The organism is Kiritimatiellales bacterium (assembly GCA_041656295.1).
GTDB lineage: Bacteria > Verrucomicrobiota > Kiritimatiellia > Kiritimatiellales > Tichowtungiaceae > Tichowtungia.
The window spans coordinates 129,697-146,660 of the sequence record JBBADV010000005.1 but is presented as its reverse complement, the minus strand read 5'-3'; the positions used below and the strand labels follow the sequence as shown (position 1 = coordinate 146,660).

Genomic DNA, 16,964 nt, shown 5'->3' with positions numbered 1-16,964 from the left:
TTATTTTTTCGTAAACGGATCCATTACCCAGCGCTTGTTAAACCAGAAATACTGCTCAGGGTGTTTAAAAACCTCTTCGGTAATATGGGTCATTACAGTCTGCATAATGCGCTGCCGGTCTGCATGGCGGTCAAGCGCGGGATCGGGAGTGATCGGATCGAATACTTTGGCTTCATGTCTTGTCCAGCCATGACGGATGAGAATCGCTGTATAAACCGGGCAGTTGGCCAGTTGTGCAAACAGCGCCGCACCGGCGCCGAGGTTGGCTTTGCCGCCGAGGAAATCAATTGTCAATGCCTCGGTTTGTGAGCGGACATCCGGCAGAATCGCCAGCACGCCGCCGGCTTTCAGTTTGCGTACCACATTCTGGAGCACACGCGAATCATTCAGAATCACCTCCATGCCGGTGGCATTGCGCATGTTATTCAGCAGCTTATCCGTCAGCGGATTCTTCTGCCGGCGCGCAATGGAAAAAATCGGCATACCGGCCAGTCTGCATCCGACTCCGGCAAGATCCCAATTTCCCATGTGCGCCGTAACCAGAATGAGCGGGCCGCTGTTTTTATGCTCCCGGTGAAAGTCTTCGATGCTTTGATAGAACGGCATGCGTTTTAATTTTTTGGGTGTTAATTTATAAAACCGCGCCGATTCAACGGCGTTAAAACAGAGATTGCGGAACGAGAGCCGCGCAATCCGCCGGCGTTCACGCGGCGAAAAACGATCGCCGAAAACCTCTTCCAGCCGTGCCACTGCTTTAGCGGTACGGAACCGGAAAACATAAAAAAAGAGTACGCTTGCCAGCCAGCCCAATGCCAGCGCCGCGCGCAATGGCAAGATATTGATCACCGCCAGCGCTGCCCGCACTGCGATATATTCAGCAATATGTTTTGGCCGGTATTTCATGTGTCAGGTAATAAACCATTTTCCGTCGGCGGAAAAAATAAAAAGAACCGGAGAAGTTTTTAGCGGAATAAAATTATTCTTCCGGCTGACTTTTTTGTGAATGATAGAGGCGGCGGTATTTAGCAGGGGTGATGCCGAGCTGTTTGCGGAATTGTTTGATGAAATAACTTTGGTCGCCAAAGCCGGCCTCATAGGCGATATTGGTGCAGCTTAAATCACTTTGTTCGAGCAATCGCTGCGCTTCGCGAATGCGCAGTTGATGAACGTGCTGTAAAACAGTTTTGCCGGTGGATTCTTTAACGAGATGCGCAATGCGGAATGTGCTCAGCGATACTTCGTTAGCAACAGCCTCGAGCGTGATGTTTTCATGAAAGTTATCGCCGAGATAATTGAGAATCCGCGCGACGGTTTCATTTACACTGCGGTGTCCTTGCAGATAAATATTACGCATAAAATCGTCAAGGGCATCGGCAACGACGTCGGAAAGCTGTTCGAAATCTTCGGCATCGATAACATTTTTCATCCAGGCATGATTTTTTTCAATCAGCGGACTCATGTGCGGACTGTCTTCAAGTGCACTGCGAACCAGATACCCCATCATTTCAATTACATGTGCTTTAAGCAGAAGATTGTCGGCCGTGTGTGAAAACAGTGCGCCGAGTGTTTTGTTCAGTTCGCGTCGTGCGCCTTTTTGATCGCCGGCCTTCATTAGCGAAAGGAGACGGCGCTCATCATCAATCAGTGTGCGGTTTGCCGGTCCCTGTTTCCGCCGGTGAATTTCTTCGGCAATCTGCCGCTGCCGCAACGCTTTTTTCCGGTTTTCACTGAGCAGCATCATATCCCACTTCACTTCACAGCAGGTGAGCGCAAACAAAAATTCGGCCGCTTTTTGCGGTTGATCGCGGTTTGTCCAGACCGGCAGCGACTTCATAAACTGTTCGGCTGCTTCACGTGAACAGCCGGCGCTCGCGAGGTGATTGACGCTTTCAAGCCGTTCATACGGATCATCATCCGGCATGACCGCGCCGCCGAGCAGACCGCCGAGAATTTCATTATCTTTCACCACCGGAATGATCCAGCTGATTACATTCGGCAGCAGGAAAAATGTATAGGGTTCACCCCAGCGCACAGCTTCGGAGAGCGCATGTGCGCGTGCGCTGTCGAGTGCCGGCAGATCCAGCGGCTTGGTTTCCGTCGGGCAGCACCCGGCGGCAGTCACCTCAAGCACATCCAGCGGGTATGAACTGCGATAGCTTTGGCGAATGCGCTGCAGGACACGGGCAGGCAAAATTGGACGATCCGGTTTCATGAAAATATAGAGATTTATAGAAATTAATTCATAAATCAGCAATACCGGTCTATAAATATTTTACACAAATGATACTGCGCTTATTTGTTAATAACGATCCGCACTGCGGAATCAGCCGGCGGGTTTTAATCAAACCACTTCCGGGACGTACCGATAATGATACAAATACCGGGGATACAAATTCCGAATACCATACCGAGTGCAATACGGATGTTTTCAATGTTGCTCTTATAATTAAACGGTTCGAGTGCAAAAAATGCAGCAACGCCAACGGCGATGGAGATGAAAGCGATCCACCACAGCCACGCCGTACTTTTAAAATTATTGTTATTCGAAAAATTCATACTAAAAATATACTCTATTCTTTCTTGCACCGGTTTTCCAAGAGTGAAAACCGCAATCATAACCTTTTTTCACAGTGTTTTAAAATCTGTTCAAGGGACCGTTGTACCGCTTTCATCTCCTCCGGGGTTTTAGCGGCGTCGATTCCATAACGGCTGATCTCTACCCTGTCAAAAATTATCCGCAGTTCTGCAACAGATTCTGCACTGAAATTTTCCTGTTCGAGCGAGCGCAGTACAATATCGGCAGTAACATCGCCCGGCGGCAGATTCAAACGGTTGCCGAAATAATCGGCGAGGGCGTTCCACAGCGAATCATAAAATGCTTTGCTGTCGTTGCGCCGCCGCGCGTAGTCAGCCGCGCGCAGTGCGCGCCGCGCCGCTTTCGGCGCTTTCTGCCGGCGCGCGCGCGCGATATCTTTTTTGCGGTGGAAATAAATTTTGCGCGCGACGAAAAGAATCAGCCACAGCCCGGCCGCCGCCGGAAGTGTCCACAGCCACGGACGGACCGTGTTCCACAGTTTCGTGACAAACGCTTCAATTTTTTGCAAATCACTTTCCGTTGCAAACGGCGTATCCGGTGCCGGCTGGATGATGATTTCTTTTGTGGCGAAAAGCTGCGCGGTGGAATTTTCGCTTGCGTTTACCGTGAGCGGGATCGGTGCGCTGTGAAGCACGGTATATTCGCCCGTTTGCGTGTCGAAAAATGAAAAGGTAAGCGCCGGAATTTCAGTAACATTTGCATCGCGCGGCGAAATGACCTGTTCAAACAGAACGCCGGTTTCATCCTGTTTTTTAGAGGGTTCGCCGTACATGCGAAACGGTGCTTCGGCGGGCAGCGCCGGCGCAGTAATGCGGTCAAAATTTCCGCGTCCCGTGATTTTCATCGTCAGTGTAACCGGATCACCGGGATGCACTTCACGCGGCTGGGCGTCGGTCTGAAATACAAACTGTCCGACGCCGCCGGTAAAGCCGTCGGGACGGTCGGCCGGCAGCGGTTTGATTTCAATCACCGCCGGTTCCGCCGGAATGTCAACCGGCCGCGTTTCAGTGCCGTGGAAAAACGGATCAGAAAAAAATCCGGCGAACGGATCACGGTTCTGCCGGCGGTTCTGATTTTGCACCGCCACCTGAACCGTAATCACCGGCGCATATTGAATTGTACCGGAACTGATCGCGCGCGTACCGGCGCGAAACCGCCGAACGTTAAAAACGGTATTGTGAAACACTTCTCTGGTTTCGCCGGCCTGCTGCCACGCCAGTCCAGCGATGTGATCGCCAGCCAGATTAATATTTCCGGTGAGCTGAATTTCGGGACGCGTATAAATTTCAAGCGTCAGTTCATACGGCTCCTGGATGTATGCCGTCGCACGGTCGACGGAGATGCGCGCAAAAAGATAATCGCTCCAGCTTTCGCTTTGCTGTGCGCTGCCGGCATTACTGACCACGCGTATTTCACCTTGCAGCATTTTACTTTCCCGTCCGGTTTTATACTCGAACGGGCCGATCTGAAACGCGCCGGTTTGTTGCGGATAAACTGTGTAGTTGAACGAAACAAAATTGTCTGATTTCCCGTTGATCCAGTTCATGTGCGTCTGCTGTCCGCTGAAATTAATCTTTAATCCCGGAACATCCGGGATCGCCGGCGGCTGAGCGTTATTTGCCTGGCGGACTTCAATCGTCAGTTGCGCCTGCTCATTCAACCCGATCACCGGCGGTTGAATTTTCATCACCGCGTCAAAGCAGAACGCATTGAGCGCCAGGGCAGAAATTAAAACCAGCAAGCGGCAGTCGTAACTCTTCAATAGCATCTCCTCACCAATCCTTTTCAACACGCACCGGCGGTCCGAGATAAGGGTGCAGATTGGCGCGCCGGTCCTGTTCATTCTGTTTCATCGCGTCGAGGAGCTGCATCGCTTCCTCTTCACTCATTTCACCGGGCTGACGTTCTGCCGGTTGCTCTTTTGCCGGATTCTGTTCCGCCGGCTCTTCATGTTCCTGAGAGTTTTCTTCTTTCTGCTGTTCTTCTTGACCTGATTGATCTTGTTGCTGATCAGTCCGATCGGACGAATCTGACTGATCGTTTTGATTCTCGTTATTCTGCTGGTCCTGATTTTGCTGTTGCTGTTCCTGCTGCTGTTCGATCAGCTCTTTTAATTTTAACAGCTTTTCATCACCGGGATAATCTGCCAGTGCCTGATAAACCAGATTACTCGCTTCTGCGGTGTGGCTGTAGATATATTCGCGCGCAGTTTTATTGAACCACTCGTCCGCGGTTTCTGCGCCGGAATTCAAGGCGGCCGCCAGTATTAAAATGGAAATTTTACGTTTCATGGCTTCAGCGGATTATCAGGATAAACAATATGGATTACATTCATATTATTTTGAATGAGCTGCGAAAATTCCTGCGCGAGTTTTTCATCCAGATCAAACGCCAGCCGGCGCTGCGGTTTATCGTCCAGCATAATATCGGCGGCTTCTTTATAGTTGTATTCATCAATAAATTGTTTCGCGGCGGCCATTTCCTGTTTCGTTAAATCAACCGACAGCGCAAGAAATGCCAGCCGCTCTTCGGCGTGTTGCAGCAGTCGCGTGGCATCCGGATTTTCCGGCGAAAAATCGGCCAGCACCGGCGTCAGCAGGTTTTTGGCGCTGCTGTAATTTGTCTGCGCCGATTTGGCCTGAAATTCTTTAAGCAGCTCATCCGCCGACTGAATCAGCGTACGCGCTGAGTGAATCCGGCCGGCAATGATAAACATCACACTGCGTTCCAGATTTTTTTTCGCCGGTTCGTCATCGGGGTTTAACAGCAGCGCCTCTTCGAACTGCGCCGCCGCCTGCGCTGCGAGATCAAATGGCGCCGCCGGTTTTTCCGGATCGCTTTGCACCGCGTGTGCCGACCGGAACAGCGCCGTGCCGCGATTATACAGCGCGCGCTGCCGGAGTTTTTCGCCGGTTGCCTGTGCGGTGGCATTAGCGAACGCTTTTTCGGCGGCGGAGAAATCGTCCATGCGATATAATATCACACCGCGATTATATTCTCTCACATCCGCCGGTTTCGCTTCTTCGCCGGTCAACATTTCAAGCGCATTGGTGTACTCTCCGCGCCGGAATTCTTTTGTCCAGCTGGCGGCATCGGTGCGCGGTGCAAAACACAGTAGAATCAGCACCAGCGCTTTCGGCGAGCGCAGCAGCGACAACCCTTCAGCAGTTAACAGGAGCAGAGCGGCGGCGGCAAACCACATGAACCGCTCTTCATACACTTTCGCCATGCGCGTTTCCTGTTCGTCGCGCTGAAGTCCGGCGATACCGAACTTATAAATTCGATCCAGTCCGAAATCGCCGGGGGCGGAACGCACATAAAAACCGCCGGAGCCGGACGCGAGTTTTTCAAGCAGCGCCTCGTTCAGCGAACTTTTTACAACGAGTCCCTGCGTGTTTTTCACATACCCTTCTTCTGCCGGAATCAGTCCGCCGTCCGGCGTGCCGACGCCGACAGAAAACAGTTTGATATTTTTCCGGCGCAACTCCTCCGCAACGCGCAGCGGATCGCCTTCGTGATCTTCGCCGTCGGTGATCAGAATGATCACGCGGTCGGCGCTGGACTGTTCGTCAAAATTGTTAATCGCGGTACGCAGCGCCTGTTCAATGGCGGTGCCGCCGCGCGGGATAATTCCGGCGTAAAGATCGTTCAGCATCATCGTGAATGCGGCGTAATCCACCGTGACCGGACATTGCAGAAAGCTGCCGCCGGCAAAGGCGACCAGTCCGACGCGGTCGCCGTTCAGTTTGCGTGCAAAATCGCGCACCGCCCACTTCGCCTGCTGCAGCCGGTTGGGCTTAATATCTTCAGCGAGCATACTGCGTGATGTATCGAGTACGATGATAATATCAAGTCCGCGGTGCTTTACCTCCTCCCAGCGCGTGCCCCACTGCGGACGCGTGAGCGCGAGCAGAACGAAGAACAGCGCTGCGGTTCGTAATGCTGTCCGCCGCGCGCCACGCCCGGTTGAAAAACCGGCGATTACCTTGCGCCAGCTGCCGGCGGCAATTAATTGCGCCAGCCGTGCCGCGCGCCGGTGGTGCAGCATTATGAAGAGAGCTGCCAGGGGCAGGATCAGCAGAAGCCATTTTAAAAATTCAGGTGCGCCGAATTTCATTCTGGCAGCCTCCCGAAGCGTGAAAGTGAAACTGCTTTTTCAACCGTTAACAACGTCAGCGCCGCCAGCAGCCAGCCGCCGGCAATCTCCTCGAAACGCGTAAACTGCTGCATTTCCATCTCTGTTTTTTCAAGTTTGTCGATGCGGTCATAAACGCCGGTGAGCGTCTTCAAATCTTTCACACGGAAGAATTCCCCGCCGCTGATTTCGGCAACGCGTGTTAAAACCTCCTCGTCGATCTCCTGAACAGCGGAGGAAAAAAAGCCCTGCCGCACCGGCATTCCGCCGCCCACACCAATCGTATAAATTTTGATGCCGAGCGCGGCGGCGGCGTATGCCGCATTCTCCGGCGACAGCTCGCCGCGATTATTCATTCCGTCCGTCAGCAGAATAACAATCCGGCTTTTTGCATCGCTGTCGCGCAGACGGTTTACCGCCGACGCAATTCCGTCGCCGATTGCCGTGCCGTCTTCCAGCATGCCGGTGCGCACGCCGGCCAGCCGCGTCATCAGCCAGCTGTGGTCGAGCGTAAGCGGCGCAACGGAATAGGGCAGCGCGGCAAATGTCACCATGCCGATACGGTCATCTTTGCGTTTCGCAATAAAATCGGTGATCACCTGTTTCGCCGAATCAATGCGCGTCTGCCGCTGTCCGGCGCGCGAAAAATCGGGTGTTTCCATCGATGTTGAAAGGTCGAGCAGCAGAACAATATCAACGCCCTCGGTAGTCACGCGGCTTTCAAGCAGGCCGCGCTGCGGACGCGCAATCGCGACAACTAAACAGATTAAACCGGCCGCGTACAAAACTGTCCACAGCGGCAGAATGCGAACCGCCGCCGTCACCGGCAGCGTTTTTAATAAATCGCCGTTCGGAAAATTTACCGCCGCTCCGCGCCGGCGAATCCGTAACCACACCAGTTGTGGAACCAGCAAAAGTAAAAACAATAAATATGGATAAGCGAATCTCATTTTTGATTTCCGATTTCCGATTTCCGATTTATTTTTTCATCCGCGTTATCCGCGGTTAAAAAATCTTCTTCTTTTGTTTGTTCAACAAAACTTTCAACGGTACTGAACGCGGTTTGCATTACGTTTTGTTCAGCGCCGGCGGCGGCGAATTTAACAAGGTCGGCCCGGACCATAAAATCGCGCAGTATTTGCTGTTCACGCAGGTTTAAGCGGTGATCATACGACATCATACGCGTGAGCTCTTCGGTGGTTGATTCCGGTGCGTGAATGCTGAAACGGTTTTCCAAATATGTTCTCAGGATGAATGAAAGTTCAGTGAAAAACGGATCCGGAATCCACTCTTTTGCCTTCAATAAAATCAGCGCCTGACGCGCAATCGTATGCGGCGGCGGGGCGGGAGCGCGGGAAGCGGGTTGCGGTTTGCGCAGCAGAAACAGTGTAATGATTCCGGCGGCGACGGCGGTGATACCAACGAACAGCAGCACCAGCAGTTTCCATGAAAGCCGCAGGGGCGGTTTAACAATGCCGCGAATATCGGAGAGTTTTGTATCACCGGGGTCTATTAGTTTTTCAACATGCAGCACCGGCGTCGGAAGCTCCAGCCGCGTTTCAGTGCCGTCCGGGAAAACACAAACCGCCGCGCCGGAAAATACCGGGAAGCTGCCGAAACGGAATGATGTAAACTGAATCTGCTCTTCCGTTTTTAAAACCCCGGCGGTGATGCTTCCCGTTGACGTTGCGCGGTTGCGTACAACAATTTCCCGGTTTTTCCCCGGCGCCGGGAAACGGACAACGCTGCCCTCCGGATGAACCGCGGAAAACGTCAGCACCACATTGTCGCCGGCGTGAATGGCGTTGGCCGAAATGGTTGCATCCGCCGTAAAACCCTCCAGCAGCAATTCCGGTGCCTGCTCACGGCATCCGGTGAGTAGGAGCAAAATAAAATATGGGAATAACTGTTTCATTCATTAACCGCGAAGGAGCGCAAGGAACGCAAAAAAGGGAATGAGAAAATTTTTAAAAATGGACGATGGGCACGGATCACTTTTTACAAATTTTTGAATGGAAAATTTAAAGGAGCCAAAGTTAATCAAAAGGCCATGCGCAATCCGGGCGCCTTTGAGATAATTTAACAGCTGTGCCTTGTGTTCATCGGTTGTTATCCGGCAGGCTTTTAACTCAACAATTAATACACTCTCGACAAACAAATCAGCAAAATATTCTCCGATTTCTGAACCGTCTTCATCATAAATTATCAGCCGGTGCTGCTGTTTAACATCAAGACCAAGTTTTCTAAGCCGATGAGCCAGTGAATTTTCATACACTTTTTCTAAATATCCGTTTCCGTGATATTGATGAATTGCATAAGCGGTTTCTCTGATCTGATCACATAACGCCATAATGTCAGTCGTGTTCATTGATCACACTCCTTTGCGTTTTTTGTGTTCTTTCGCGGTGAATAAAACAATTCATCTGCGCGCACTCCTTTGCCTGAAAAATTTCATGAAGGCCCGGTCGTACGGTTCACCGGTAAAAAGTTCAACCACATCCATGCCGGCGCGCCGCAGTTCGCGATACAGTGTTTCACTCCGCTCTTCCTGCGCGAGCAGCAGTGCGCGCCGGACGGCGGCGCCGGACGTATCCACCGTAATATGTTCTCCGGTCTCCGGATTTTTCCATACAACAATTCCGGTGCGCGGCCACGCGCGTTCGTGCCGGTCGGCGATCGAGACGGCAATCAGGTCGTGATGCCGCGCAGTGATTTTCAGTTCGCGTTCACAGGATTGCGGGAAGATAAAATCGCTGATCAAAAATGCTACGGTTTTGCGCGTATTGGTCAGGTTTAAAAAGTCGAGCGCCGGCCGCGCATCGGTGCCGGCATTCTGCGGTTCGTAATCAAGCACTTCGCGAATGATTCGCAAAACGTGCGGCGTGCCTTTGCGCGCCGGAATAAATTTTTCGACGCGGTCGGAAAATAAAATCAATCCAATGCGGTCGTTGTTGCGCGTCGCCGAAAACGCAAGCATGGCAGCAGTTTCAGCGGCAAGATCACGTTTCAGTTGTGCAGTACTCCCGAAATCGTTCGATGCGCTGATATCAACCATCAGCATGACTGTCATTTCACGCTCTTCGACAAATTTTTTAACATGCGGCACGCCGGTGCGGGCGGTGACGTTCCAGTCGATTGATCGGATGTCATCGCCGGGGCAATATTCGCGAACTTCATCAAACTCCATGCCGCGACCTTTGAATACGCTGTGATAGCGTCCGGCGAACACATCGTTCACCGCGCGGCGGGTTCGGATCTCAATGCGCCGTATCTTTTTCAGCAATTCGCGATGTGAAGCCGGCGAATTTCCGATTTCCGATTTCCGATTTCCGATTCTTTCCATCAGACTCTGTCCTGTGCGGTTTTTCGCGCGGCGGTCATGATCGCCGTAATTTCATTGGCTTCGCTCAGCAAATCACTAGTTTTTTCTTTCGACAGCATTCCGCTTTCAATCATTAGTTCCATCCAGAAACAGGACTCATCCGCTTCCTCAATTACGACACCGAGTTTTGAAATGAATTCAGCGGTTGAACGGGAACGACATACCGCTCTGTAATTTGCACCAACGGATGTTCCCGAACGTACCAGTTGATTGCGAAGTACAATCGCTTCCGGTGAACGCGGAAGCGCCGCAGTCAGCTTCAAGATTCGCAAAGCAAACTGTTTCGTTCGTTTTTTAAGGTCATTCTGATTCATGGTCACAACACTTCCAATCGGCAATCGGAAATCGGAGTTCGGCAATGTTACGGCACCGGAATTTCGCTCAGAATTGTATCAATGAGGTTTTCGGAGGTCAGTTCTTCGGCCTCGGCTTCATAAGAAACGATGATACGATGGCGCAGAATATCCGGCGCGATGGATTTGACATCCTGCGGCGTGACGTAGCCGCGGCCCTGCAGAAAGGCGAAGGCTTTGGCGCCGATGGTGAGCGCGATGGTGGCGCGCGGACTGGCGCCGTAACGCAGATATTCTTTGATGTCGAGTCCGCAGGCTTCCGGCTCGCGCGTGGCAAAGACGATGCTGAGGATGTACTCTTTGATTTTGTCATCCATGTAAATTTCGTCGACGGTGCGGCGCGCACGCAGAATCGAGTCAGGATCAATCACCGGATTTACGGTAATGTCAGTTGCGGTGCGCGCCATGCGGTCGAGGATCCGGCGCTCTTCGTCACGCGACGGATAACCGACTTTCAACTTGAGCATAAAACGGTCGACCTGTGCTTCAGGCAGCGGATAGGTTCCTTCCTGTTCGATCGGGTTTTCGGTGGCCATAACGAGAAACGGTTCAGGCAGGCGGAATGTTTCATCACCGATGGTGATCTGATGTTCCTGCATCGCTTCGAGCAGAGCACTCTGGACTTTCGCCGGTGCGCGGTTGATTTCGTCGGCAAGAATAATATTCGCAAACACCGGGCCTTTTTTGGTGAAAAATTCCGCGTCTTTCGGATTGTAAATCAGTGTGCCGATTAAGTCGGCGGGCAGCAGATCCGGCGTGAATTGGATCCGGTGAAAGGTTGTTTTCAGCGTGGCGGCAAGTGTTTTTACTGTTAATGTTTTTGCCAGCCCCGGTACGCCCTCGAGCAGAACATGGCCGTTGGAAAGCATGCCGATGATCAGGCGATCAATCAGATCGTTCTGTCCGACAACAACTTTGCCGATTTCCGCTTTGAGTGCCGGAATAAATGTGCTTTCTTCACGTACTTTCTGGTTAATCACCTCAATGCCTGCCATAATGCGATTCTCCTTCAAATTTAAAAATAGGAATAAACAGACAGACTATTTAAAATCAGAAAATGTTCAAATTTTTTTCTCCGGCGGAATTTCTTTCCGGTGCAGAGCGCACTGCCGCAGCGCTTCATACAGCACGATTGCCGCCGCATTAGAAAGATTCAGCGAACGGACGCAATCCAGTTGAATCGGGATATTAAAAACCGACTCCTGATGATCCGCCAGCAGATCGAGCGGCAGGCCGCGGCCTTCGCTGCCGAATATCAGGTAATCACCGGGCCGGAATTCCGCTTCCGTATAATTTTTTGTGCCGGACGTACTGAAATAAAACCGGCACGCACCGGGCAGGGCGGCAGAAAAACGTTCCAGATTTGAGTGCCGGTGCACCTCCACCGCGTCCCAGTAATCCAGTCCGGCGCGCTGCACCGCTTTGTCGGTTAGGCTGAAACCGAGCGGTTCAATCAGATGCAGTATTGTGCCGGTCGCGGCACACAGGCGTGCAATGTTACCGGTATTCTGCGGAATTTCCGGCTCTACCAGGACAATATTCAGTGCCGGTGCCGGCCATGAAAACGAAATCTGATTTCTCGGTCTGCTCATGATGCCGGCAGTATGATTCGCCGGCGTGCCGGAAGGCAAGATTCATATAATAAGAAGCGTTGACTTACACGCACGCTGCATATATAACCCCGTACTTTCCTGATGGGGGCATAGCTCAGCTGGTAGAGCGCTTGAATGGCATTCAAGAGGTCAGGGGTTCGACTCCCCTTGCCTCCAGATCATTAGAGATAACTTCTTGATTCATAGATAACTATGTAATTTTCAATAAGTTATACTTTTCAGACTGCTACACTTTTACTACACTTTGGAGGCAGTAAAGGTGTTAATTGTAGTTGATATGAAATGTTGTAGTGTCAAAAACGGTATTTACTACTTTCGCCGAAAGATCCCCTTGAAAATTCGACAGTTTTATGGGGGCAAGGTGAGATTGTAGGATCACTCTATACTCGTGATGAACTAGCAGCCAAAAGTGAACCTCCCCGTGGCAAGCCCCGGGGCATCTTTAACGCAGCTTTAGACCAAGCTACGTAGCTCCTTGTTTTTCCTCACGGTGGTGCTGAATGTATTTCTGAATCACCTCACTCGTCATCCGGTCTCCAACCGTCCGTGCAAAATATCCATCTTCCCAAAGCTCCCCGCTCCAAAGTCGTTTTTTTAAACTCGGGAACTCACGGAACAGTTCTCTCGCGACAACACTTTTGAATATTCGAACAACCTCTCCTATTCCACGTTTGGAAGCAACACTAACCATCAAATGGGCATGATCCTGCGACACTTCTATCTCGATGATTTCAATTTCATCGTCTTCTGCCGCCGCGTGAAATAACTGTTCCGCACGTTCCCTCAGCCACTCTTCCCGAAAAATATCTTTACGATATTTCGGACACCGCACCGGATGATAGGTTGTATTATAGACTCGTTCATTTTAATGTCATTACAACAGTTTATCGTCTGACCAAAATCCCGCAAGGAGCTTGTCGGGAAAGGGGGATGTTGCGCTCTCCCCCTTACATCCCCCTCTGTCGGACGCATTCATCCCCGTGGCAAGCCTCGGGGTGTTCTGCGACAGATTTCGATAAAAAATTTAGGTTCAAGACAAGTTAATGGGTCGTTTTCTGAACATTTTTAACAGTATCTGATAGAGGTTTTCGTGACGATGATTAAATCGGAATTCACACTCTTTCAGATGGAGATAAAACGTTGATTTGTGAATTCCTCTGAATTTTGAAAGCCGAACCTTAGCGATACTCCAGAAGTTTTCAATACCGTTAATATGATTTCGTCCCACAGTAAATTCATTGTTTCTATGATGAATCCTGTAATGCTTCCGATACCCGAAATTCACCAGTCCGTCGTAACTTTTAAATCCATCGGTATATACGATCAATTCCGTATCCACTTTCCGTTGTATAATCGGGAGTAACTTCTTTACAGAGCAGTTCTTAACAACCTGAGTGTAGACTCGGTCTCTTCGTTTTATCAGTCCAAACACGATGGTTTTTCCTTTTACGCCACGACCGCGAATTCCTCGGACACGCCGGGCACCGAAACAGCTTTCATCCAATTCAACTTCACCGCATTTAAACGGACTGTCCAGTTCACAGCATTCAGCGATCCGCCGGCGTACCGCAGAACTAATCCGGTTGATTGTGTTACGACTCAGCCCGGTAAGAATAGCAATCTTTGATGCTTCAATATTCACCGAAAAGTAGCGGATAATACGCCGGAAATCGTGCTCCGAAATCCGTGAATGAAAAATATATTTATTACTCATTTCAAGACAACATCTTAAGGCTATGTCAACCCAGTTAACTTGTCTTGAACCAAAATTAAACTATGAATAAAGGTGGTTTGTTATCGTTTCGGTAGGGCGCGCAGTCCCTTGCGCACCGCTATTACAGAACATTCAAATTCCGGCGCGCAAGGGACTGCGCACCCTACCCGAATATGCATCAAATTAATTCGTACTATATGAGAAACGGCTCAAATAATTTCCGGAAAACCTGTGCGGTATTTTCGAGTTCTGCGATATGTTCCGGCGGCGCGGTAAGGCGGATTTCGACTTTGCCGAAGCCGGGATAAAAACCGAGCTGCACCTGTGCCGGACATTCAAAACCGACGGACTCCAGCAGAGTGACAATATCGGATTCACCGACACCCTGCGTGGTTAATATGCGCAGTTCATTCGGAACGGCACTGGAAAACTCTCCTCTCAGCCAGGGAATGAAATGATCATTCAGCACCGCCGCAAATTCGTTCGGCGGCCCCGGCAGAATGAACAGTATTTTCCCGCCGGGCAGTTCGAGCCGTTCGCCGGGAGCAGCGCCGACGGAATTAATTAACGTTATTGCGCCTTCAAGAATGAATGCCTGCCGTTCCGCCGCCGGCGTAACAGTGCGATTACGCTGTTTGAAGCGCTCGTGCAATACCGTCCACGCTTCGGGGGAGATCACGATGTTGCGATTAAAAATTCCGGCGAGTGCATCACGCGTGATATCGTCGCTCGTCGGGCCAAGCCCTCCGCTGACAATGACAATGTCGGTACGGCGGAATGCGTCGCACACCGCGCTTTGAATGCTGCTTATTTCGTCCGGCACCGTTGTGTCACGCATCAGACACAGACCGATAGCGGTGAGTGCGGTGCCGAGTGTTTGTGCATGGCTGTTGAGTGTACGTCCGCTCAGCAGTTCGCTGCCGATAGTGATTAATTCAATCTCCGATTTCATTTTCTTAACCCTGGAATACACAGAATTTTGACCGGACAGCAGGATGGAACAGATCCAGTAAGTCCTGTCAAAAATTATTGTTCATATCCGTTCGGATGCGCGCGGTGCCAGTCCCACGCACTTTGGATAATAGAGCGCAGGTCGGCGTATTCGGGTTTCCAGCCGAGGACTTTTTTAGCTTTAGCAGAATCGGAAATCAAACGTGTGGCATCGCCGGCGCGGCGCGGTTTGAGTTCTGCCGGAATTGCGTGGCCGGTGACTTCACGCGCGACATCGATGACCTCTTTGACGCTATAGCCGTCGCCGTTGCCGAGATTGAATGCGCCGGAAATTCTGGGTTTGAGCGCGAGAATGTGCGCCTGCGCAAGATCGCGGATGTGAATGTAGTCGCGAATACACGTTCCGTCCGGCGTGTCGTAGTCGTCGCCGAAAATAAAGATTTTTTCGCGCTTGCCGAGCGGCACCTGTAGAATAAGCGGGATGAGATGTGTTTCGGGATGATGATCTTCACCGTATTTTCCGGTGGCGCCGCTGGCGTTGAAGTAGCGTAGGAAAACGCATTCGACGCCATGGATCTGCCGCGCCCAGGAAAATATTTTTTCGCAGATGAGTTTGGAATCTCCGTAAACACTTTCAGGATGCTGCGGCAGTGTTTCGTCCATCGGAACTTTTTCCGGTGTGCCGTAGGTGGCGCAGGTGGAGGAAAAAATCAGTTTTTTGCAACCGGCGGCAACCATCGCTTTCATCAGATGCAGCGAGCCGGTCACATTGTTTTCGAAAAACGATAGCGGTGCGATCATTGATTCACCGACTTCGATGTACGCCGCGAAATGAATCACTGCGTCGGGCTTCACCTGCATGAGTGCGGTTGCGATATCGCCGGAATTCCGGAGATCGCCCTGAATAAAATTTGCGCGCGGGTCGATGGCGCCGCGGTGTCCGCGCTCAAGATTATCAAAAACAGTAACATCATGCCCGGCATCGCAGAGCATTTCTGCGGTGACACTGCCGATATATCCGGCTCCGCCGGCGACCAGAACGTTCATAGTACAGCTCCTTTTCAAGTTATGGAGAAGGGTAAGATAGCGGATTGAGTACGGATTCAAAGAGCAGATTTTTTCACCGGCTTTTCATAACTGAAATATCCGGTGCGATAAGTGGAAGAAATCACCCATTTATACATGGCGGCTGCTGCTCGGCAGCCCCTGCCGCTGGAATTTGATCCGGAAACAGAGGAAGAATTCCCCGGAAATTATCTTTCCAGTCCATTCACCGGCACAAAACCTGTTGGTAAATAAACATGGCGGGCTTCTACACAGCCCGCGTCGCAACAGATCATTGAATCGTTTTACGCGTTGCTTTGATGAGGGCTTTCCAGAGTTCTTCCTTGGTTTTGCACGTCATGATAAGATCGCGCGCTTCTTTTTTAGCGAAGCTCTGTGTAAGGCCCGAGAGCAGTTTTAAATAAAACGCACTGGCAGCGGTGGGAATAACCATGAAGAAAAATATTTTGGTAAGATGATCTTTCGGTGCGCCGAACTTCACACCTTTTTTACTGATGCCGAGCGTGAGGTTCAAGCCGCCGCCTTCAACGCCGCGCACGTGCGGAAACGCCATTCCGTAGGTTACGGCGGTAGAAACAATGGCTTCGCGATGCAAAGCGGCGTTGTAAAGATTATCGCAGTTGTCGACGAAGCCGAATTCGCAGAGATTTTCGCTCATTTCACGCAAAACATCTTCTTTCGTGCTGCCTTGGAGCGACGGAATCATCAGTGCCAGCGTCGAGAAGCGTTCGATGCCGCGCTTAATCGGATCGCCCCAGTGCCGACGCGGTGTACGGCGGGTAATCGGAACATCGGGATAATAAAGGATGCGTGTACAGTTTGGACAACGGGCGAGTTCTTCGCCGGCGTGAATGTGATTCACGGTGGATTTATCGAGCGCGTATCCGCAGCCGGAGCAGTTGCTGCCGGTAATCGGAACGAAGGCTTCGATATTTTTTTGAATCAGCCGGGTAAAGTGACTGCGCAAGTCCGGCGGCAGTTCGTCGGTAAGCGTTTTAATGTTTTTATCGAGCTGACTCGCGCCGGTAGTTGGCATGGATGCCTGCTGCTGCGCGCGCGCGGCGATTAAATCCTGAAGCTGAATAAGGTGCTTGATGAGGTAGCGGTCGTTTTTTATTTTTTTCGGTGCAGCCATGATTTTTCTCCTTATTAAAT

At 51.2% G+C, this 16,964-nt stretch carries 18 protein-coding genes, 1 tRNA gene and 1 pseudogene; 2 read left to right on the top strand and 18 right to left on the bottom strand.

Features of this window, described 5'->3' with window-relative positions:
- The 13 genes from WC959_04930 to WC959_04870 form a co-directional block, all read right to left on the bottom strand.
- Positions 1-903 carry a hypothetical protein gene (locus tag WC959_04930; GenBank protein MFA5688473.1) on the bottom strand — a complete coding sequence of 301 codons (903 nt, stop codon included), beginning with the start codon at positions 901-903 and terminating at the stop codon, positions 1-3.
- A 73-nt stretch (positions 904-976) separates the two neighbouring features.
- Positions 977-2,191 carry a helix-turn-helix domain-containing protein gene (locus WC959_04925; protein MFA5688472.1) on the bottom strand — a complete coding sequence of 405 codons (1,215 nt, stop codon included), beginning with the start codon at positions 2,189-2,191 and terminating at the stop codon, positions 977-979.
- A 146-nt stretch (positions 2,192-2,337) separates the two neighbouring features.
- A complete protein-coding gene (locus tag WC959_04920; protein ID MFA5688471.1) occupies positions 2,338-2,556 on the bottom strand; it encodes a hypothetical protein in 219 nt (72 codons plus the stop codon).
- A gap of 56 nt (positions 2,557-2,612) precedes the next feature.
- The gene (locus WC959_04915) at positions 2,613-4,364 is read right to left on the bottom strand and encodes a BatD family protein (protein MFA5688470.1); all 1,752 of its coding nucleotides are present in this window, start codon (positions 4,362-4,364) and stop codon (positions 2,613-2,615) included.
- 4 nt (positions 4,365-4,368) lie between these two features.
- A complete protein-coding gene (locus WC959_04910; protein ID MFA5688469.1) occupies positions 4,369-4,887 on the bottom strand; it encodes a hypothetical protein in 519 nt (172 codons plus the stop codon).
- Positions 4,884-6,713 carry a VWA domain-containing protein gene (locus tag WC959_04905; protein MFA5688468.1) on the bottom strand — a complete coding sequence of 610 codons (1,830 nt, stop codon included), beginning with the start codon at positions 6,711-6,713 and terminating at the stop codon, positions 4,884-4,886. Before WC959_04905 ends, WC959_04910 begins: the two co-directional genes overlap by 4 nt.
- Complete coding sequence (locus tag WC959_04900; GenBank protein MFA5688467.1) at positions 6,710-7,681, bottom strand: VWA domain-containing protein; 972 nt, start codon at positions 7,679-7,681, stop codon at positions 6,710-6,712. The genes WC959_04905 and WC959_04900 overlap by 4 nt, the downstream gene beginning before the upstream one ends.
- Positions 7,678-8,646, bottom strand: coding sequence for a hypothetical protein (locus tag WC959_04895; GenBank protein ID MFA5688466.1), 969 nt, complete (start codon positions 8,644-8,646; stop codon positions 7,678-7,680). Before WC959_04895 ends, WC959_04900 begins: the two co-directional genes overlap by 4 nt.
- A 3-nt stretch (positions 8,647-8,649) precedes the next feature.
- Positions 8,650-9,099, bottom strand: coding sequence for a GxxExxY protein (locus tag WC959_04890; GenBank protein ID MFA5688465.1), 450 nt, complete (start codon positions 9,097-9,099; stop codon positions 8,650-8,652).
- A 51-nt stretch (positions 9,100-9,150) separates the two neighbouring features.
- Complete coding sequence (locus WC959_04885; GenBank protein MFA5688464.1) at positions 9,151-10,074, bottom strand: DUF58 domain-containing protein; 924 nt, start codon at positions 10,072-10,074, stop codon at positions 9,151-9,153.
- Positions 10,074-10,427, bottom strand: coding sequence for a four helix bundle protein (locus tag WC959_04880; protein MFA5688463.1), 354 nt, complete (start codon positions 10,425-10,427; stop codon positions 10,074-10,076). Before WC959_04880 ends, WC959_04885 begins: the two co-directional genes overlap by 1 nt.
- A 47-nt stretch (positions 10,428-10,474) precedes the next feature.
- Positions 10,475-11,461, bottom strand: coding sequence for a MoxR family ATPase (locus tag WC959_04875; GenBank protein ID MFA5688462.1), 987 nt, complete (start codon positions 11,459-11,461; stop codon positions 10,475-10,477).
- Between the two features lie 66 nt (positions 11,462-11,527).
- Complete coding sequence (locus tag WC959_04870) at positions 11,528-12,058, bottom strand: tRNA (cytidine(34)-2'-O)-methyltransferase (GenBank protein ID MFA5688461.1); 531 nt, start codon at positions 12,056-12,058, stop codon at positions 11,528-11,530.
- Positions 12,059-12,162: 104 nt separating this feature from the next.
- On the opposite strand from WC959_04870, the gene WC959_04865 reads away from it, so the two are divergent.
- A tRNA-Ala gene (locus WC959_04865) sits at positions 12,163-12,235 on the top strand.
- A 307-nt stretch (positions 12,236-12,542) separates the two neighbouring features.
- On the opposite strand, the pseudogene tnpA reads toward WC959_04865, so the two are convergent.
- The 4 genes and pseudogenes from tnpA to galE all read right to left on the bottom strand — a co-directional run bounded on the left by tnpA (position 12,543) and on the right by galE (position 15,791).
- A pseudogene (gene tnpA, locus WC959_04860) lies at positions 12,543-12,926 on the bottom strand (IS200/IS605 family transposase).
- A gap of 183 nt (positions 12,927-13,109) precedes the next feature.
- Positions 13,110-13,793, bottom strand: coding sequence for an IS1595 family transposase (locus tag WC959_04855; protein MFA5688460.1), 684 nt, complete (start codon positions 13,791-13,793; stop codon positions 13,110-13,112).
- Between the two features lie 193 nt (positions 13,794-13,986).
- Positions 13,987-14,745: a molybdopterin-binding protein gene (locus tag WC959_04850; protein MFA5688459.1), complete on the bottom strand. Its 759-nt coding sequence runs from the start codon at positions 14,743-14,745 to the stop codon at positions 13,987-13,989.
- Between the two features lie 74 nt (positions 14,746-14,819).
- Positions 14,820-15,791, bottom strand: coding sequence for a UDP-glucose 4-epimerase GalE (gene galE / locus WC959_04845; protein MFA5688458.1), 972 nt, complete (start codon positions 15,789-15,791; stop codon positions 14,820-14,822).
- A gap of 111 nt (positions 15,792-15,902) precedes the next feature.
- On the opposite strand from galE, the gene WC959_04840 reads away from it, so the two are divergent.
- Entirely contained in the window at positions 15,903-16,043 is a 141-nt protein-coding gene (locus tag WC959_04840) for a hypothetical protein (protein MFA5688457.1), read from the top strand.
- Between the two features lie 37 nt (positions 16,044-16,080).
- Here WC959_04840 and WC959_04835 read toward each other — a convergent pair whose 3' ends face one another.
- Positions 16,081-16,944 (bottom strand): PTS sugar transporter subunit IIA, encoded by an 864-nt coding sequence (locus WC959_04835; GenBank protein ID MFA5688456.1) that lies wholly within the window; start codon positions 16,942-16,944, stop codon positions 16,081-16,083.
- Positions 16,945-16,964: the final 20 nt, after the last annotated feature.